Source organism: Enterobacter sp. WPR_3_1, from assembly GCF_003635055.1.
Classification (GTDB): Bacteria; Pseudomonadota; Gammaproteobacteria; order Enterobacterales; family Enterobacteriaceae; genus Enterobacter; species Enterobacter ludwigii.
This window is the reverse complement of sequence record NZ_RBXU01000010.1, coordinates 151,829-171,203: the sequence shown is the minus strand read 5'-3', so window position 1 is coordinate 171,203 and position 19,375 is coordinate 151,829. Positions and strand designations below refer to the sequence as shown.

Below are 19,375 nucleotides of genomic sequence, written 5' to 3'. Positions count from 1 at the left end.
ATTCTCTGGAGGGTGTTTTGATTAAGTCAGCGCTATTGGTTCTGGAAGACGGAACCCAGTTTATCGGTCGGGCCATAGGGGCAACGGGTTCGGCGGTTGGGGAAGTCGTTTTCAATACTTCAATGACCGGTTATCAAGAAATCCTCACTGATCCTTCCTATTCTCGCCAAATCGTTACTCTTACTTATCCTCATATCGGCAATGTCGGCACCAATGCTGCTGACGAAGAATCCTCTCAGGTACATGCGCAAGGCCTGGTCATTCGCGACCTGCCGCTGATTGCCAGCAACTACCGCAATACCGAGGACCTCTCTTCCTACCTGAAGCGCCATAACATCGTGGCGATTGCTGATATCGATACCCGTAAGCTGACGCGTCTGCTGCGCGAGAAGGGTGCACAAAACGGTTGTATCATCGCAGGAGATAACCTCGATGCAGCCCTGGCGCTGGAAAAAGCGAAAGCTTTCCCGGGTCTGAACGGCATGGACCTGGCGAAAGAAGTGACCACAGCAGAAGCCTACAGCTGGACGCAGGGAAGCTGGACGCTGGCGGGAGACCTGCCGGAAGCGAAAAAAGAGAGCGACCTGCCATTCCACGTGGTGGCGTACGATTTTGGTGCCAAGCGCAACATCCTGCGTATGCTGGTCGACCGCGGCTGCCGCCTGACGGTCGTCCCGGCGAAAACCTCTGCTGAAGAGGTACTGAAGATGAATCCGGACGGTATCTTCCTGTCCAACGGTCCTGGCGACCCGGCACCGTGCGATTACGCTATCGACGCCATCAAATCCTTCCTGGAAACCGATATCCCGGTATTCGGCATTTGTCTGGGTCATCAGCTGCTGGCGCTGGCGAGCGGTGCTAACACAGTGAAGATGAAGTTCGGTCACCACGGTGGGAACCACCCGGTGAAAGATATCGATAACAACACGGTAATGATTACGGCACAGAACCACGGCTTCGCAGTGGATGAGGCGTCAATGCCGGCTAACCTGCGCGTGACCCACAAGTCTCTGTTCGATGGCACCCTGCAGGGGATTCATCGTACCGATAAGCCAGCGTTCAGCTTCCAGGGCCACCCTGAAGCCAGCCCGGGCCCGCACGATGCCGCACCGCTGTTCGATCACTTCATCGAACTTATTGAGCAATACCGTAAGACCGCTAAATAATCAGGAGCCGAGAAGACCATGCCAAAACGTACAGACATAAAAAGCATCCTGATCCTTGGCGCTGGCCCGATTGTGATCGGCCAGGCCTGCGAATTCGACTACTCCGGTGCCCAGGCGTGTAAAGCCCTGCGCGAAGAGGGTTACCGCGTTATTCTGGTGAACTCTAACCCGGCCACCATCATGACCGACCCGGAAATGGCTGATGCAACCTACATCGAGCCGATTCACTGGGAAGTGGTACGCAAAATCATCGAAAAAGAGCGTCCGGACGCGGTTCTGCCTACCATGGGCGGCCAGACGGCGCTGAACTGCGCGCTGGAGCTGGAGCGTCAGGGCGTGCTGGAAGAGTTCGGCGTGACCATGATTGGTGCGACAGCCGATGCCATTGATAAAGCTGAAGACCGTCGTCGCTTCGACGTGGCGATGAAGAAAATCGGCCTCGACACTGCGCGTTCCGGTATCGCACATACCATGGAAGAAGCGCTGGCTGTGGCGGCTGACGTTGGTTATCCGTGCATCATCCGTCCATCCTTCACCATGGGTGGCACCGGCGGCGGTATCGCCTACAACCGCGAAGAGTTCGAAGAGATTTGTGAACGCGGTCTGGATCTCTCCCCCACCAAAGAGCTGCTGATTGATGAATCGCTGATTGGCTGGAAAGAGTACGAGATGGAAGTGGTGCGTGATAAAAACGACAACTGCATCATCGTCTGCTCCATCGAAAACTTCGATGCGATGGGTATCCACACCGGCGACTCCATCACCGTAGCGCCAGCCCAGACGCTGACCGACAAAGAGTATCAAATCATGCGTAACGCCTCGATGGCGGTACTGCGTGAAATCGGCGTAGAAACGGGTGGCTCTAACGTTCAGTTTGCGGTGAACCCGAAAAACGGTCGCCTGATTGTTATCGAAATGAACCCGCGTGTTTCTCGTTCCTCCGCGCTGGCCTCGAAAGCCACCGGCTTCCCGATTGCGAAAGTGGCCGCGAAACTGGCGGTGGGATATACCCTCGATGAGCTGATGAACGACATCACCGGTGGCCGCACTCCAGCGTCCTTCGAGCCGTCCATCGACTACGTCGTGACCAAGATCCCTCGCTTTAACTTCGAGAAGTTCGCTGGCGCAAACGACCGTCTGACCACGCAGATGAAATCTGTTGGCGAAGTGATGGCGATTGGGCGTACTCAGCAGGAATCCCTGCAGAAAGCGCTGCGCGGCCTGGAAGTGGGAGCCACGGGTTTTGACCCGAAAGTGAGCCTGGAAGACCCTGAAGCGCTGACCAAAATTCGCCGCGAGCTGAAAGACGCAGGCGCAGAGCGTATCTGGTACATCGCCGATGCGTTCCGTGCGGGCCTCTCTGTTGATGGCGTGTTCAACCTGACCAACATCGACCGCTGGTTCCTGGTGCAGATTGAAGAGCTGGTACGTCTGGAAGAAAGAGTCGCGGACCTGGGCATCAATGGCCTGGACGCTGACTTCCTGCGCGTACTGAAGCGTAAAGGCTTCGCCGATGCGCGTCTGGCCAAACTGGCGGGCGTACGTGAAGCGGAAATCCGCAAGCTGCGTGACCAGTATGACTTGCACCCGGTCTACAAACGCGTGGATACCTGTGCAGCGGAGTTCGCGACCGACACCGCTTACATGTACTCCACGTATGAAGATGAGTGTGAAGCGAATCCGTCCGTCGACCGCGACAAGATTATGGTGCTGGGCGGCGGTCCTAACCGTATCGGCCAGGGCATCGAGTTTGACTACTGCTGCGTTCACGCCTCCCTGGCACTGCGCGAAGACGGTTACGAGACCATCATGGTCAACTGTAACCCGGAAACCGTGTCGACCGACTACGATACCTCCGACCGCCTCTACTTTGAGCCGGTAACGCTGGAAGATGTGCTGGAAATCGTGCGTATCGAGAAGCCTAAAGGCGTTATCGTGCAATACGGTGGCCAGACCCCACTGAAACTGGCGCGCGCGCTGGAAGCCGCTGGTGTGCCGGTAATCGGTACCAGCCCGGATGCAATCGACCGTGCAGAAGACCGTGAACGTTTCCAGCAGGCGGTTGACCGTCTGAAGCTGAAACAGCCGGCCAATGCCACCGTCACCGCTATCGAGATGGCTGTTGAGAAGGCGAAAGAGATTGGCTACCCGCTGGTGGTACGTCCTTCGTACGTGCTGGGCGGCCGCGCGATGGAAATCGTCTACGACGAAGCTGACCTGCGTCGCTACTTCCAGACGGCAGTGAGCGTGTCCAACGATGCGCCGGTTCTGCTCGACCGCTTCCTCGACGATGCCGTTGAAGTGGATGTGGATGCCATCTGTGACGGCGAAATGGTGCTGATTGGCGGTATCATGGAGCACATCGAACAGGCAGGCGTTCACTCCGGTGACTCCGCATGTTCCCTGCCAGCGTACACCCTGAGCCAGGAAATTCAGGACGTGATGCGCCAGCAGGTGCAGAAGCTGGCCTTCGAACTGCAGGTTCGCGGTCTGATGAACGTCCAGTTCGCTGTCAAAGACAACGAAGTCTACCTGATTGAAGTGAACCCGCGTGCAGCACGTACCGTACCGTTCGTCTCTAAAGCTACCGGTGTTCCGCTGGCGAAAGTGGCGGCGCGCGTGATGGCGGGCCAGACGCTGGCACAGCAGGGCGTGACGAAAGAAATTATCCCACCGTACTACTCGGTGAAAGAAGTGGTACTGCCGTTCAACAAATTCCCGGGCGTCGACCCGCTGTTAGGGCCAGAAATGCGTTCTACCGGGGAAGTGATGGGCGTGGGCCGCACCTTCGCAGAAGCGTTCGCGAAGGCGCAGTTAGGCAGTAACTCCACCATGAAAAAATCTGGCCGTGCGCTGCTCTCTGTTCGCGAAGGTGATAAAGAGCGCGTGGTTGACCTTGCGGCTAAGCTGCTGAAACAGGGCTTCGAGCTGGATGCCACCCACGGCACGGCCATTGTGCTGGGTGAAGCGGGCATTAATCCGCGTCTGGTGAACAAGGTGCATGAAGGTCGTCCGCACATTCAGGATCGCATCAAGAATGGCGAATACACCTACATCATTAACACCACCGCAGGTCGTCAGGCGATTGAAGACTCCAAGCTGATTCGCCGCAGCGCGCTGCAGTACAAAGTGCATTACGACACCACCCTTAACGGTGGTTTCGCCACCGCGATGGCACTGAACGCCGATGCCACCGAGAAGGTGATTTCCGTTCAGGAAATGCACGCTCAGATTAACAAGTAAGCCAACATACCCGGCAGTATTCGCTGCCGGGTATTATTCCCACCTTCAGAACCTTCTGGTTTTCCAACCGCATTCAGTCAGTTAGCCTAAAATGGTTAGGTCGATAACGAAATTCAACTGAGAGCAGGGGAAAACACCATGCAAAATAAACTTCTGATCGCGTCCGTTCTGGCTGCCACCGCCATGTTTACCGTTGCGGGCTGTTCATCTAATCAGGCAGTAAAAACCACGGATGGCCGTACGATAGTGACTGACGGTAAGCCGCAGGTCGATGATGACACCGGTCTGGTTTCCTATAAAAACGCCGAAACGGGTCAAACTGAACAGATCAACCGTGACCAGGTGAAATCCATGGGCGAACTGGATAACTAGTTCAGATTTCTGACGTTAGCCCGTCAATAATATTCACTATTAGCCTGTTGAATTACTGACTACACTCTTTTGGTAAAAGAAGGCAGTAAAACAACAGGCTAATTAATGATTCTGATAATTTACGCACATCCGTATCCGCATCACTCGCATGCAAATAAACGGATGCTTGAGCAGGTAAGGACGCTTGATAACGTAGAGATACGTTCCCTCTATCAACTTTATCCCGATTTTAATATCGATATCGCCGCCGAACAGGAGGCGCTCTCTCGTGCCGATTTAATTATCTGGCAGCATCCGATGCAATGGTACAGCACCCCTCCGCTCCTCAAGCTGTGGATCGATAAAGTCTTTTCCCACGGCTGGGCGTACGGCCACAACGGTCACGCGCTTAAAGGTAAAAGCCTGATGTGGGCCGTGACCACCGGCGGGGGAGAAAGCCACTTCGATATTGGTGCTTTCCCGGGCTTTGAGGTGCTGTCACAGCCGCTGCAGGCGACGGCGCTCTATTGTGGGCTGAACTGGCTCCCTCCTTTTGCGATGCACTGTACGTTCGTTTGCGATGATGAGACGTTGCAGGCGCAGGCACGCCATTATAAACAACGGTTACTTGAGTGGCAGGAGGCGAACAATGGATAGCCATACGCTGATACAGGCGCTGATTTACCTCGGCGCGGCTGCGCTGATTGTGCCCGTGGCGGTACGTCTGGGGCTGGGTTCGGTGCTGGGTTACCTCATTGCCGGCTGTGTCATTGGACCGTGGGGCTTCCGTCTGGTGACCGATGCCGAGGCGATTCTCCATTTCGCTGAGATCGGCGTCGTGCTGATGCTGTTTGTAATTGGCCTGGAGTTGGATCCCCGGCGGTTATGGAAACTGCGTGCTTCGGTATTTGGTGGGGGAGCGTTGCAGATGGTGGCCTGTGGTCTGCTGCTGGGTGGGTTCTGTATCCTGCTGGGCATGGACTGGAAAGTCGCGACACTCATCGGCCTGACGCTGGCACTCTCTTCTACGGCCATTGCCATGCAGGCAATGAACGAGCGCAACCTGACGGTCTCTCAGATGGGGCGCAGCGCGTTTTCGGTGCTGCTGTTCCAGGATATTGCCGCCATCCCGCTGGTGGCGATGATCCCGCTGCTGGCCGCAAGCGGTGCTTCAACGACCATGGGGGCTTTTGCGCTTTCTGCGCTGAAAGTGGTTGGTGCCCTGGCGCTGGTTATTCTGCTTGGCCGCTACGTGACCCGTCCGTTGCTGCGCTTTGTCGCTCGCTCCGGCCTGCGTGAAGTTTTCAGTGCCGTTGCGCTGTTCCTGGTGTTTGGCTTTGGTTTGCTGCTCGAGGAAGCCGGCCTATCGATGGCTATGGGGGCGTTCCTGGCAGGGGTGCTGCTGGCCAGTTCTGAATATCGCCATGCGCTGGAAAGTGATATCGAGCCGTTTAAGGGATTATTGCTGGGGCTGTTTTTCATCGGCGTGGGGATGTCTATCGACTTTGGCACTCTGGTAACGCATCCGCTGCGGATCCTCATCCTGCTGGTCGGTTTCCTGGTCATTAAGATGGGCATGTTGTGGCTGATAGCGCGTCCATTAAAGGTGCCCAACAAGCAGCGTCGTTGGTTTGCCGTACTGCTGGGGCAGGGGAGTGAGTTTGCATTCGTGGTCTTTGGCGCGGCACAGATGGCCTACGTACTGGATGCTGAGTGGGCGAAAGCGCTGACGCTTGCCGTCGCACTGTCGATGGCCGCAACGCCTGTTCTGCTGGTGGTGCTGGCGCGTCTGGAAAAAACGGGGAGCGAGCAAGAACGCGAAGCCGATGAGATCGACGAGGAGCAGCCGCGGGTGATCATCGCCGGGTTTGGTCGCTTCGGGCAGATCGTGGGCCGTTTGCTGTTGTCGAGCGGGGTCAAAATGGTGATCCTCGACCACGATCCCGACCATGTTGAGACCCTGCGGAAATTCGACATGAAAGTGTTTTACGGGGATGCGACCCGTGTCGATCTGCTGGAATCCGCCGGGGCGGCGAAAGCGGAAGTGTTGATTAACGCGATCGACGATCCGGAGACCAGCATGCAGATGGTGGAGCTGGTCAAGGAACACTTCCCCGAGCTGACCATTATCTCTCGCGCCCGCGATGTGGATCACTACATCCGGCTGCGTCAGGCAGGTGTGGAGGCGCCAGAGCGTGAAACGTTCGAAGGTGCGCTCAAGTCTGGCCGGATGGCGCTGGAAAATCTGGGGCTAGGGGCCTATGAAGCCCGTGAACGTGCGGACCTGTTCCGCCGCTTTAACACCGAGATGGTGGAAGAGATGGCGGCGATGGCGGGCAGCACAGCCACCGAGCGTGCAGCGGTGTTTAAACGCACCAGCGCGATGCTGACGGAAATCATTAACGAGGACCGCAATCACCTGTCGCTTATCCAGCGTCACGGCTGGCAGGGCACGGAAGAGGGCAAGCATACCGGCGATCCGGCGGACGAACCGGAGAGTAAACCTTCCGCGTGAAGTGGAGTTGCCAGCAATATTAAAAAATTTCTCTATCTTTACTCAGCCGCCAGTCGACGAAAGATTAAGCTTTCCGTATAGTGGCGGCAATTTTTTGCATCCGGGAAATTTTCAATGATCAGTCTGATTGCAGCGCTGGCGGTGGACCGTGTTATCGGTATGGAAAATGCCATGCCGTGGAACCTGCCTGCCGATCTCGCATGGTTTAAACGTACTACGTTAAACAAGCCGGTAGTGATGGGCCGCCTGACCTGGGAGTCGATTGGTCGTCCATTACCGGGCCGTAAAAATATCGTTATCAGTAGCCAGCCTGGCACTGACGATCGCGTCGAATGGGTGAAGTCCGTAGACGAGGCCATTGCCGCATGCGGTAATGCCGAAGAGATCATGGTGATTGGCGGTGGGCGTGTGTACGAACAGTTCCTGCCGAAAGCACAGAAGCTGTATCTGACCCACATTGATGCGGAAGTGGAAGGGGATACGCATTTCCCGGACTACGATCCTGATGAGTGGGAATCTGTCTTCAGTGAATTCCACGACGCGGATGCGCAGAACTCCCACAGCTACTGCTTCGAAATTCTGGAACGTCGCTAAGTGAATTTCCCTCTCCCGTCCGGGGGAGGGAAATCCTCATCAGGAGGCAACGGCCTCGTCTTCCCCTAAGTCCAGCTGTCGGTTGGATGGCTGAACAAAGTACGTTTTATCTTCCCAGCGCAAGCAGGTTAACTCTCCACCCCAGCAGCAGCCGGTATCGAGACCGTAGATCCCCTCCGGTGTGCCTTTTCCTTCAAGCGACGCCCAGTGGCCAAACACCACGTTATAGGCGTTGGTCACCGGACCGGGAATGGCAAACCACGGTTTAAGAGGCGCAGGGGCGCTTTCCGGTGTCTCTTTGCAATACATATCCAGTTGCCCGTTCGGGAAGCAAAAACGCATGCGGGTGAAAGCGTTCGTAATAAAGCGCAGGCGGGCCAGACCGCTAAGATCTTCGCTCCAGTGATTCGGCATATCGCCGTACATCGCGTCGAGGAAGAAAGGATACGAGTCGCTTGCCAGCACCGCTTCAACGTCACGCGCACAGGTTTTCGCCGTCTCAAGATCCCACTGAGGGGTGATCCCGGCATGCGCCATGACCAGTTTTTTCTCTTCATCGATCTGCAGCAGCGGCTGGCGGCGTAGCCAGTTGATGAGAACATCCGCGTCCGGGGCTTCCAGCAAAGGCGAGAGACGATCTTTGGGTTTGTTGCGACTGATCCCGGCAAAGACGGCCAGCAAATGCAGATCGTGATTGCCCAGTACCATGCGCACGCTGTCGCCCAGTGATTTGACGAAGCGTAGAACGTCCAGCGAGCCAGGGCCACGCGCCACTAAATCGCCCGTCAGCCAGAGCGTATCTTGTCCAGGCGTAAAGTCGACCTGTTTTAACAATGCGATCAGTTCATCGTAGCAACCGTGAACGTCGCCAATCAGATATGTAAACATTAGATTAATGAATGAGTGTTGTAACGGCGAGACGGAACACAGGAATAGCAACGCGGAACACATTGCCATCGACGTCGACCATTTCGTAATGGCCCTGCATGGTGCCCAGCGGCGTTTCGATCACGGCACCGCTGGTATATTGATACTCTTCGCCAGGGTCGATGTGGGGCTGTTCACCAACCACACCTTCACCCTGAACTTCGATTTCGCGGCCGTTGCCGTTGGTGATAAGCCAGTAGCGCCCAAGCAGTTGCACAGGCATCCGCCCCAGATTGCGAATGGTCACGGTGTAAGCGAAGACAAAACGTTCTTCATCCGGTGAGGACTGGGATTCAACATAAACGCTTTGTACATGGACACATACGCGGGGCGAATCAATCATGGCTTAACTCTCCTTCGGCGGCGCATTTTCGCTGATGTAATTAGCCAGCTTGCAGTACTGTTCTACGGAAATATTTTCTGCACGCATTGCCGGGTCAATACCCAACTCAGTCAGCACTTCAACGGTAAACAGATTGCCCAGGCTGTTACGGATCGTTTTACGGCGCTGGTTAAACGCTTCCGTAGTAATGCGGCTCAGCACGCGCAGGTCTTTCACCGGGTACGGCATTATTTTATGCGGTACAAGACGCACTACCGCAGAGTCCACTTTTGGTGGCGGCGTAAAGGCGGTTGGCGGTACTTCGAGCACCGGGATCACGTTGCAGAAATATTGCGCCATCACGCTCAAACGACCATACGCTTTACTGTTCGGCCCTGCAACCAGACGGTTAACCACCTCTTTTTGCAACATGAAGTGCATGTCGGCAATGGCATCAGTATAGCTAAACAGGTGGAACATTAGCGGTGTGGAAATGTTGTACGGCAGGTTACCGAACACGCGCAGCGGTTGGCCCATTTTTTCCGACAGCTCACCAAAGTTCATGGTCATGGCATCCTGCTGATAAATCGTCAGCTTTGGCCCCAGGAACGGATGAGTTTGCAGGCGTGCGGCGAGATCGCGATCGAGTTCGATAACGGTCAGTTCGTCCAGGCGTTCGCCTACGGGTTCAGTCAGAGCGGCAAGACCCGGGCCGATTTCGACCATAGCCTGACCTTTCTGCGGATTAATGGCAGACACGATACTGTCGATCACGAACTGATCGTTGAGGAAGTTTTGCCCGAAGCGTTTTCGGGCTAAGTGGCCCTGATGGACTCGATTAGTCATTGAGTATTAACAATCATTTTGATGGCGAGATTAAGCGCCGTAATAAAACTGCCGACATCCGCTTTCCCCTGGCCTGCCAGATCCAGCGCAGTACCGTGGTCAACGGACGTTCGAATAAAAGGTAAACCGAGGGTGATATTCACCCCGCGGCCAAAGCCCTGGTATTTTAGCACGGGCAGGCCTTGATCGTGGTACATCGCGAGCACGGCGTCCGCATTATCCAGGTATTTTGGCTGGAAAAGGGTATCGGCAGGCAACGGCCCGCTTAAGTTCATCCCTTTTGCCCGCATTTCTTCAAGCACCGGAATAATGGTGTCGATCTCTTCGGTACCCATATGTCCGCCTTCACCGGCGTGCGGGTTCAGGCCGCAGACCAGGACGTGCGGCTGTTTGATGCCGAATTTGGTTTGCAGGTCGTGATGCAGGATCCCAATGATCTCCCGTAAAAGAGACGGAGTAATGGCATCCGGAATGGCCCTGATGGGCAAATGGGTCGTCACGAGGGCAACGCGCATTGCTTCTGTCGCCAGCATCATGACCACTTTCGGGCTGTGCGAGCGCTCTTCAAAGAACTCCGTGTGCCCGGTAAACGGTATCCCCGCCTCGTTGATAACGCCTTTGTGCACGGGACCGGTGATCAGGGCGGCAAATTCGCCCTTCAGGCAACCGTCGCAGGCACGCGCCAGCGTCTCTACAACATAGTGGCCGTTTTCGGTACTGAGCTGACCCGGGATGACGGGAGTACGAAGTGGAACAGGAAGAAGCGTAAGCGTGCCGGCTTGCTGTGGTGCAGGCTGCTGGCCTTCAACGTAGGGGATGAGCGTTAAAGGCAGACCGAGCAGCGTTGCCCGGTCTTGTAACAGTGTTGCATCAGCACAGACAACCAGTTCCACCGGCCAGCTGCGCTGGGCGAGCTGGACAACGAGGTCAGGCCCAATCCCGGCAGGTTCGCCGGGAGTGATCACAACACGATGCTGTTTCATTAGTTGCTCAGTACTTTCACATAAGCGCTGGCGCGTTGTTCCTGCATCCAGGTTGCTGCTTCTTCAGAGAACTTACGGTTAAACAGCATGCGGTAGGCTCTGTCTTTCTGCGCCGCGTCCGTTTTATCAACATTGCGGGTATCCAACAGTTCGATCAGATGCCAGCCGAAGGAGGAGTGCACCGGGGCGCTCATCTGGCCTTTGTTCAGCTTCATCAGTGCGTCACGGAACGCAGGATCGTAGATATCCGCGGCCGCCCAGCCCAGATCGCCGCCCTGATTAGCAGAGCCGGGATCCTGAGAGAACTCTTTCGCGGCATTCGCAAACGAGGTTTTTCCGCTCTTGATGTCTGCAGCAATCTGTTGCAGTTTCACGCGCGCCTGATCGTCAGTCATGATAGGTGACGGCTTGAGGAGAATATGGCGAGCGTGAACTTCGGTAACCGAAATGTTCTGACTCTGACCGCGCAGATCGTTCACTTTCAGGATGTGGAAGCCCACGCCTGAACGAATGGGACCCACGATGTCACCTTTCTTCGCCGTGCTCAGCGCCTGGGCAAAGATGGAAGGCAGCTCCTGGATACGTCCCCAGCCCATCTGGCCGCCTTTCAGCGCCTGTTGGTCAGCGGAGTAGGTGATGGCCAGTTTGCCAAAGTCACCGCCGTTACGTGCCTGCTCGACAATCGAACGCGCCTGGCTTTCAGCTTCCGCAGCCTGGTCGGAGGTTGGGTTCTCTGGCAGCGGGATCAGAATGTGGCTCAGGTTCAGTTCGGTGCTGGCGTCGTTCTGGTTACCCACCTGTTTTGCCAGCGCGTCCACTTCCTGAGGCAGGATCGTGACGCGGCGGCGGACTTCATTGTTACGCACTTCCGAAATCAGCATCTCTTTACGGATCTGATTACGGTACGTTGCATAGCTGATGCCATCATAGGCCAGACGGCTGCGCATCTGGTCCAGGCTCATGTTGTTCTGCTTCGCGATGTTAGCAATGGCCTGATCGAGCTGCTCGTCAGTGACCTTCACACCCATTTTCTGACCCATTTGCAGGACAATCTGATCCATGATCAGACGTTCCAGGATCTGATGGCGCAGGGTTGCGTCATCCGGAAGTTGCTGACCTGCTTCACCCGAATTGAGCTTCACAGATTTCATCAAACCGTCAACGTCGCTTTCGAGCACGACGCCGTTGTTAACCACAGCGGCGACCTTATCAACAACCTGGGGGGCCGCGAAGCTGGTATTCGCAACCATAGCGACACCGAGCAGCAGCGTTTTCCAGTTCTTCATACTTTTTCCATTTCAATTAACCGCAAAGCGGATTACGTTGCAAATTAAGCACATTACAAGGAACTGCGGTACGGCAGAATGTTCGAGCGCAGCATCTGCTGCGTGCCCAGGCCGTAGTTGGAGCTCAGGCCGCGCAGTTCGACATTAAAGCCAATCACGTTATCGTATTTGCTCTGATTATTCTCAGTATTCCAGCCGTTAAGCTTACGTTCGTAACCGACACGCAGCGCGTAGCAGCAGGAGTTATATTGCAGACCAACCATCTGGTCAGCAGGTTTACTGGTGTTGGTGTCAAAGTAGTAAGCACCGACGATTGACCAGCGATCGGCGATTGGCCAGCTCGCTGCGCCACCCACCTGCGAGATGCCGTCTTTGTACTGTTCCGCGGTTGCATAGTTTGGCAACGTGGCCTGAATATATTCCGGGCTGGCGTAACGATAGGTCAACTGCAGCATACGGTCTTCATCACGACGGTATTCAATCGCCGCACTGCTTGTCGCAACGTTGTTGAGACGCGTATCGTACTGCACACCCCCGCGTAAACCCCAGCGATCGCTCATACGCCAGTAGGTATCACCCGCCCACACCAGAGAACCCGTTTTGTCGTCTTTCTCCCAGTTAATGTTGTCATCACCGGTCCGGGACTCGGTGAAATAGTAGATTTGACCAACAGAAACGTTAAAACGTTCAACGGCGGCATCATCATAAACGCGTGTTGTGACGCCGGTCGTTAACTGGTTTGCTGACGCAATACGGTCGAGGCCACCGTAGGTACGGTCGCGGAACAGACCGCTGTAGTCAGACTGCAGGAATGAGGAGTCATAGTTCTGAATGTTGCTCTGATCGCGATACGGGACGTACAGATACTGCATACGTGGCTCAAGCGTCTGGGTATAACCCTCCGCCAGAAGACCCATATCGCGTTCGAAGATCAGTTTTCCGTCCATTTTGAACTGCGGCAGGACGCGGTTCACGGATTCTTCGAGATCGGTGCCGTAACGGGTGTTATACCAGTCAAGATTCTTCTGCTGGTAATGGGTGGCCATCAGTTTGGCCTCGGTATTCAGGCTCGACCAGTCATTTGACACCGGCAAATTGATGGTTGGCTCGAGGTGAACACGCGTGGATTCCGGCATATCCGAGTTGGTGTTAACGAAGTGCACGGCCTGGGCGTACACGCGGGTGTCAAACGGACCAACATCGTTCTGGTACCAGTTAACGTCCAGCTGCGGTTCTGCACCATAAGTGCTTCTCGTCTGGGTATCAAAGACCTGGAACTGCTTGGTAGAGACCGTGGCGTTGAAGTTCTGAATAGCGTATCCCACGCTGAATTTCTGCGTGGCGTAGCCATCGGTACTGGACCCGTATTTGGAGTCAAAGTCGTTGAAATAGTAAGGGTCGCTGACTTTGGTGTAGTCGACGTTAAACCGCCAGACCTGGTCCATTACCCCGGCATGTTGCCAGTAGAACAACCAGCGGTGTTTATCACCTTCTGTTGGATGCTCATCCTGGAAGACTTTGTCCGACGGCAGATAATCCAGTTCCATCAGGCCAGTACCCGCCTGCGTCAGGTAGCGGAACTCGTTTTCCCACATAACGTTGCCGCGCTTATGGATATAGTGCGGCGTGATCGTGGCGTCCATGTTGGGCGCGATGTTCCAGTAATACGGCAGATAGAACTCAAAGTAGTTCGTGGTGCTGTATTTGGCATTCGGGATCAGGAAACCTGAGCGGCGTTTGTCACCCACAGGAAGCTGCAGGTAAGGGCTGTAGAAAACAGGTACCGGACCGAGCTTAAAGCGGGCGTTCCAGATCTCGGCAACCTGCTCTTCACGATCATGGATGACTTCACTTCCGACCACGCTCCAGGTATTAGACCCGGGCAGACAGGACGTGAAGGAGCCGTTTTCGAGAATCGTATAGCGGTTTTCGCCGCGCTGTTTCATCAGGTCTGCATCACCGCGCCCCTGGCGACCTACCATCTGGTAATCACCTTCCCAGACGTTAGTGTCTTTAGTATTCAGGTTTGACCAGGCTTTCGGACCTTTCAGGATGACCTGATTGTCGTCATAGTGCACATTACCCAGCGCATCCACCGTTCGTACCGGCTCGGCCGCACCTTCCGGCTGCTTCTGGTGTAATTGCACTTCATCTGCCTGCAGACGGCTGTTGCCCTGGTTAATATCCACATTGCCAGTAAATGTCGCATTGTCAGGATATGTGCCTTTAGAGCTATCGGCAGTAATGGTTACCGGCAAGCTATTCGTATCGCCCTTTACCAGTGGACGATTATAACTTGGGACGCCAAGCATACACTGCGAGGCGAGATCGGCCGCCAGTCCCTGTTGGCTGTACAGGGCGGTGCCAATCATTGTGGCCAGGAGGGTGGGGATACGTTTTTTCATACGTTGTATTTTATTGTTCCGTCATCAGTGGCTACGGCTTACAAACGCTCAGAGACTATCTTACTCATCAGCGCAGTACCAGCGTTAATCCTGCCCGTTTGCGCGCCAGAGTGTTAGGCTCGCTATCGAATGACGAGTATGATAAAGCAAATTATAGGCGATGTCCTTCAATTGACCGTGGCTTGAACACTGTGATGATGACGTTGCGTCGGCCAGGAACATGACTAACCGGGGAGTATATGCAGTATTGGGGTAAAATAATCGGCGTTGCGTTCGCCATCATCATGGGTGCCGGGTTCTGGGGGATCGTACTGGGGCTTATTATCGGCCATATGTTTGATAAGGCTCGCAGCCGCAAAATGGCCTGGTTTGCCAATCAGCGTGAGCGTCAGTCCCTCTTTTTCTCCACCACGTTTGAGGTGATGGGGCACTTAACCAAATCAAAAGGGCGTGTGACGGAAGCCGATATTCAGATAGCCAGCGTCTTTATGGACCGCATGAATCTGCATGGTGACTCCCGTCTCGCGGCACAAAATGCGTTTCGCATCGGTAAAGCGGATAATTATCCGCTGCGCGATAAAATGCGTCAGTTCCGCAGCATCTGCTTCGGCCGTTTTGATTTAATTCGGATGTTTCTGGAGATCCAAATCCAGGCGGCGTTTGCCGATGGTTCACTTCATCCGAATGAACGCGATGTTTTATACGTTATTGCGGAAGAACTGGGCATCTCCCGTATGCAGTTCGACCAGTTCCTGCGCATGATGCAGGGCGGTGCGCAGTTTGGCGGCGGCTATCACCAGCAGTCCTCTGGCGGTGCCTGGCAGCAGGCGCAGCGGGGGCCGACGCTGGAGGATGCCTGTAACGTGCTGGGGGTGAAGCCATCGGACGATGTAACCACCATCAAGCGTGCCTATCGTAAGCTGATGAGTGAGCACCACCCGGACAAACTGGTCGCGAAAGGCTTACCGCCGGAGATGATGGAGATGGCGAAGCAAAAAGCGCAGGAAATTCAGAAAGCGTACGAGTTGATTAAAGAGAAGAAAAGTTTCAAATAAAAAAAGGCCCGACACTGTCGGGCCTTTTTTTCAGAAGTCGACTGGGGCTTTAAACGTCATTGCATTGCCAAAAACCGGATGGGTGATGGTGAGCGTCTGCGCATGCAGCTGCAGGCGTGGCGCCAGCGCCAGTGCATCGGGCGGCGCGTAAAATCTGTCCCCCAGAATCGGGTGCCCCAGCGCAAGCATATGGACACGCAGCTGGTGCGAGCGCCCGGTAATCGGCTTAAGCAGCACGCGCGCAGTGTTATCTGGCGCGTACTCCAGCACTTCATACTCGGTTTGCGCTGCTTTGCCGGTTTCGTAACAGACCTTTTGTTTTGGTCGGTTTGGCCAGTCGCAGATCAGCGGTAAATCCACCAGACCTTCCGCCGGTTGAGGATGCCCCCAGACACGTGCGACATACTGTTTTTTCGGCTCGCGATCGCGGAACTGGCGTTTCAGTTCGCGTTCCGCCGCTTTATTCAGCGCCACTACAATCACACCGCTGGTGGCCATGTCCAGACGATGGACAGACTCCGCCTGAGGATAATCGCGCTGAATACGCGTCATCACACTGTCTTTGTGCTCATCCAGACGCCCTGGCACGGACAACAAGCCGCTGGGCTTGTTGACCACCATAATGTGCTCATCCTGATAAAGCACCACCAGCCAGGGATCCTGAGGTGGATTGTAAGGCTCCATCACCATCTTGCGCTCCGTTTACTGATGCGTCACAACGATAAGACGCAGGGCATCCAGACGCCAGCCAGCCTGATTAAGGCTTTCCAGCACCTGCTGACGGTTGCTCTCGATCGCCGCCAGTTCGTCATCGCGGATGTTTGGGTTTACCGCTTTCAACGCTTCCAGACGGGAGAGTTCCGCGGACAGTTTGTCGTCGGCTTCTTGACGTGCGGCATCAATCAGCGCCCGGGCCGCTTTTTCGATCTGCGTTTCACCCAGCTGCAGAATAGCGTGCACATCCTGCTGTACCGCGTTGACCAGCTTACTGCCGGTATGACGGTTCACGGCGCTCAGCTGGCGGTTAAAGCTCTCGAATTCAACCTGAGCGGCGAGGTTCGTGCCGTTTTTGTCCAGCAGCAGACGCACAGGCGTTGACGGCAGGAAGCGGTTGAGCTGCAGCTGTTTCGGCGCCTGCGCTTCGACAACGTAAATCAGTTCCAGCAACAGAGTACCCACTGGCAGCGCTTTGTTTTTCAACAACGAGATGGTGCTGCTGCCGGTATCGCCTGAGAGGATCAAATCCAGACCGTTGCGGATCAGCGGGTGCTCCCAGGTGATGAACTGTGCATCTTCGCGCGACAGCGCCACATCACGTTCAAAGGTGATGGTGCATCCATCTTCCGGCAGGCCAGGGAAATCCGGGACCAGCATATGGTCGGACGGGGTCAGGACAATCAAATTCTCGCCACGATCGTCCTGATTTATGCCAACGATGTCGAACAGGTTCATGGAGAAGCTGATCAGGCTGGTGTCATCATCCTGCTCTTCAATGCTTTCAGCGAGCGCCTGGGCTTTTTCACCGCCATTGGAGTGGATCTCCAGCAGGCGGTCACGGCCCTGTTCCAGCTGAGATTTCAGCGCTTCATGCTTATCACGGCAGGCTTTGATCAGTTCATCAAACCCGTCGGTGTTCTCTGGCGCAGCCAGATAGCCGATCAGATCGGCGTGCACCTGATCGTAAATCGGGCGACCGGTCGGACAGGTATGCTCAAACGCATCCAGACCTTCGTGGAACCAACGCACCAGTACGGACTGAGCGGTTTTTTCCAGGTAAGGAACATGGATCTGAATATCATGCGCCTGGCCAATACGATCCAGACGGCCGATACGCTGTTCCAGCAGATCCGGATTGAACGGCAAATCGAACATCACCAGGTTGCTGGCAAACTGGAAGTTACGGCCTTCAGACCCGATTTCAGAGCACAGCAGAACCTGGGCACCGCTGTCCTCTTCTGCAAACCATGCCGCGGCACGGTCACGCTCGACGATGGACATCCCTTCGTGGAACACGGCGGCGCGAATACCTTCGCGTTCGCGCAGGACCTGCTCCAGCTGCAGTGCGGTGGCTGCTTTGGCGCAGATCACCAGCACTTTCTGAGAACGGTGCGCGGTCAAATAGCCCATCAGCCACTCAACACGCGGGTCGAAGTTCCACCAGGTGCCGGTATCGCCTTCAAATTCCTGGTAAATCTGTTCCGGGTAGAGCATGTCGCGTGCACGCTCTTCTGCAGTTTTGCGCGCGCCCATAATGCCGGAAACTTTAATGGCCGTCTGGTACTGCGTCGGCAGTGGCAATTTGATGGTATGCAGTTCGCGTTTCGGGAAACCTTTCACCCCGTTACGGGTGTTACGGAACAGGACGCGGCTGGTGCCGTGGCGATCCATCAGCATATCGATCAGTTCTTTACGCGCGGAATCCGCGTTGTCACTGTCGCTGTTGGCCGCCTGCAGCAGAGGCTCAATATCCTGCTCGCCAATCAGATCGCTCAGGGTGTTGAGCTCGTCATTCGAGAGATGTTTACCCGCCAGCAGCAGGGCAACGGCATCGGCGACCGGACGGTAGTTATTTTGCTCTTCAACGAACTGCTCAAAGTCATGGAAGCGGTTTGGATCGAGCAGGCGCAAACGGGCGAAGTGGCTCTCCAGACCTAATTGCTCCGGCGTTGCGGTCAGCAGCAGGACGCCTGGCACGCGCTCGGCAAGCTGTTCGATAGCCATGTATTCCCGGCTTGGTGCATCTTCGCTCCAGACCAGATGGTGCGCTTCATCGACCACCATCAGGTCCCATTCGGCGTCGCACAGATGCTCAAGACGTTGCTTGCTGCGGCGTACGAAATCCAGAGAGCAGATCACCAGCTGTTCCGTTTCAAACGGGTTGTCCGCATCGTGCTGGGCTTCTGCATAGCGCTCGTCATCAAACAGAGCGAAACGCAGGTTAAAGCGGCGCAGCATCTCGACCAGCCATTGATGCTGCAGGGTTTCGGGTACCACAATCAGTACGCGTTCGGCTGCGCCGGAAAGCAGCTGTTGATGCAGGATCATGCCCGCTTCAATGGTTTTCCCCAGGCCCACTTCATCTGCCAGCAGAACGCGAGGTGCGTGACGGCGGCCCACGTCATGGGCGATGTTCAGCTGGTGGGGAATAAGACTGGTACGCTGACCGCGCAGGCCGCTCCACGGCATACGGTACTGTTCACTCTGGAACTTGCGTGCGCGATAGCGCAGGGAGAAGCGATCCATACGGTCGATTTGCCCGGCAAACAGGCGATCCTGCGGCTTACTGAATACCAGTTTGCTGTCGAGCAGCACCTCACGCAGGAGAACATTGGCCTCGTCGGTGTCCAGGCGAGTCCCGATGTAGGCGAGCAGTCCATTCTCTTCTTTTACGTCTTCGACCTTTAGCTGCCAGCCGTCGTGGCTGGTCACGGTGTCACCCGGGTTGAACATCACGCGGGTCACAGGGGAATCATTGCGGGCGTACAGGCGGTTTTCACCGGTAGCAGGGAAAAGGAGGGTAACCATTCGTGCATCCACGGCAACCACGGTTCCTAATCCAAGTTCGCTTTCTGTATCGCTGATCCAGCGTTGACCAAGTGTAAAAGGCATATTTGTTCGGCTCTAATCGTAAATTGCAGGCAATAGTTCAACCACCGTCAAAAAAGACAGTCATTGAAAAATG

Annotated in this window: 15 protein-coding genes; 7 read left to right on the top strand and 8 right to left on the bottom strand. The window is 55.4% G+C overall.

Annotated features, from left to right (window positions below; translation table 11 throughout):
• The first annotated feature begins 17 nt into the window (after positions 1-17).
• The 6 genes from carA to folA all read left to right on the top strand — a co-directional run bounded on the left by carA (position 18) and on the right by folA (position 7,869).
• The gene (carA, locus tag BJ887_RS12390) at positions 18-1,166 is read left to right on the top strand and encodes a glutamine-hydrolyzing carbamoyl-phosphate synthase small subunit (protein ID WP_020882556.1); all 1,149 of its coding nucleotides are present in this window, start codon (positions 18-20) and stop codon (positions 1,164-1,166) included.
• Positions 1,167-1,184: 18 nt separating this feature from the next.
• Complete coding sequence (carB, locus tag BJ887_RS12385) at positions 1,185-4,409, top strand: carbamoyl-phosphate synthase large subunit (RefSeq protein WP_014168589.1); 3,225 nt, start codon at positions 1,185-1,187, stop codon at positions 4,407-4,409.
• Positions 4,410-4,547: 138 nt separating this feature from the next.
• Positions 4,548-4,781 (top strand): YgdI/YgdR family lipoprotein, encoded by a 234-nt coding sequence (locus BJ887_RS12380; protein ID WP_010427047.1) that lies wholly within the window; start codon positions 4,548-4,550, stop codon positions 4,779-4,781.
• A 105-nt stretch (positions 4,782-4,886) separates the two neighbouring features.
• Positions 4,887-5,417, top strand: a complete 531-nt coding sequence (kefF, locus tag BJ887_RS12375; protein ID WP_020882557.1) for a glutathione-regulated potassium-efflux system oxidoreductase KefF — start codon at positions 4,887-4,889, stop codon at positions 5,415-5,417.
• Positions 5,410-7,275, top strand: a complete 1,866-nt coding sequence (kefC, locus tag BJ887_RS12370) for a glutathione-regulated potassium-efflux system protein KefC (protein WP_121339921.1) — start codon at positions 5,410-5,412, stop codon at positions 7,273-7,275. Before kefF ends, kefC begins: the two co-directional genes overlap by 8 nt.
• Positions 7,276-7,389: 114 nt before the next feature.
• On the top strand, positions 7,390-7,869 hold the full coding sequence (gene folA, locus BJ887_RS12360) for a type 3 dihydrofolate reductase (RefSeq protein ID WP_008502023.1): 480 nt from the start codon (positions 7,390-7,392) through the stop codon (positions 7,867-7,869).
• A gap of 39 nt (positions 7,870-7,908) precedes the next feature.
• Here the strand turns inward: folA and apaH are convergent, their stop codons facing one another.
• From apaH to lptD, 6 genes are read right to left on the bottom strand one after another with little or no spacing between them, the layout of a single operon-like run.
• Positions 7,909-8,757 carry a bis(5'-nucleosyl)-tetraphosphatase (symmetrical) ApaH gene (gene apaH / locus BJ887_RS12355; RefSeq protein WP_121339920.1) on the bottom strand — a complete coding sequence of 283 codons (849 nt, stop codon included), beginning with the start codon at positions 8,755-8,757 and terminating at the stop codon, positions 7,909-7,911.
• Between the two features lie 4 nt (positions 8,758-8,761).
• Positions 8,762-9,139: a Co2+/Mg2+ efflux protein ApaG gene (gene apaG / locus BJ887_RS12350; protein ID WP_014168594.1), complete on the bottom strand. Its 378-nt coding sequence runs from the start codon at positions 9,137-9,139 to the stop codon at positions 8,762-8,764.
• A gap of 3 nt (positions 9,140-9,142) precedes the next feature.
• On the bottom strand, positions 9,143-9,964 hold the full coding sequence (rsmA, locus tag BJ887_RS12345; protein WP_014168595.1) for a 16S rRNA (adenine(1518)-N(6)/adenine(1519)-N(6))-dimethyltransferase RsmA: 822 nt from the start codon (positions 9,962-9,964) through the stop codon (positions 9,143-9,145).
• Positions 9,961-10,947 (bottom strand): 4-hydroxythreonine-4-phosphate dehydrogenase PdxA, encoded by a 987-nt coding sequence (gene pdxA, locus BJ887_RS12340; RefSeq protein WP_020882559.1) that lies wholly within the window; start codon positions 10,945-10,947, stop codon positions 9,961-9,963. Before pdxA ends, rsmA begins: the two co-directional genes overlap by 4 nt.
• Complete coding sequence (gene surA / locus BJ887_RS12335; protein WP_014168597.1) at positions 10,947-12,233, bottom strand: peptidylprolyl isomerase SurA; 1,287 nt, start codon at positions 12,231-12,233, stop codon at positions 10,947-10,949. The genes pdxA and surA overlap by 1 nt, the downstream gene beginning before the upstream one ends.
• 53 nt (positions 12,234-12,286) lie before the next feature.
• Entirely contained in the window at positions 12,287-14,638 is a 2,352-nt protein-coding gene (gene lptD, locus BJ887_RS12330; protein WP_121339919.1) for an LPS assembly protein LptD, read from the bottom strand.
• Between the two features lie 239 nt (positions 14,639-14,877).
• Here lptD and djlA point away from each other — a divergent pair, with 239 nt between their 5' ends.
• Entirely contained in the window at positions 14,878-15,693 is an 816-nt protein-coding gene (djlA, locus tag BJ887_RS12325; protein WP_014168599.1) for a co-chaperone DjlA, read from the top strand.
• Positions 15,694-15,723: 30 nt separating this feature from the next.
• Here djlA and rluA read toward each other — a convergent pair whose 3' ends face one another.
• Together rluA and rapA are read right to left on the bottom strand one after the other, a co-directional pair.
• Complete coding sequence (rluA, locus tag BJ887_RS12320; protein ID WP_014168600.1) at positions 15,724-16,383, bottom strand: bifunctional tRNA pseudouridine(32) synthase/23S rRNA pseudouridine(746) synthase RluA; 660 nt, start codon at positions 16,381-16,383, stop codon at positions 15,724-15,726.
• Between the two features lie 12 nt (positions 16,384-16,395).
• On the bottom strand, positions 16,396-19,302 hold the full coding sequence (gene rapA, locus BJ887_RS12315) for an RNA polymerase-associated protein RapA (RefSeq protein WP_121339918.1): 2,907 nt from the start codon (positions 19,300-19,302) through the stop codon (positions 16,396-16,398).
• Positions 19,303-19,375 lie beyond the last annotated feature (73 nt).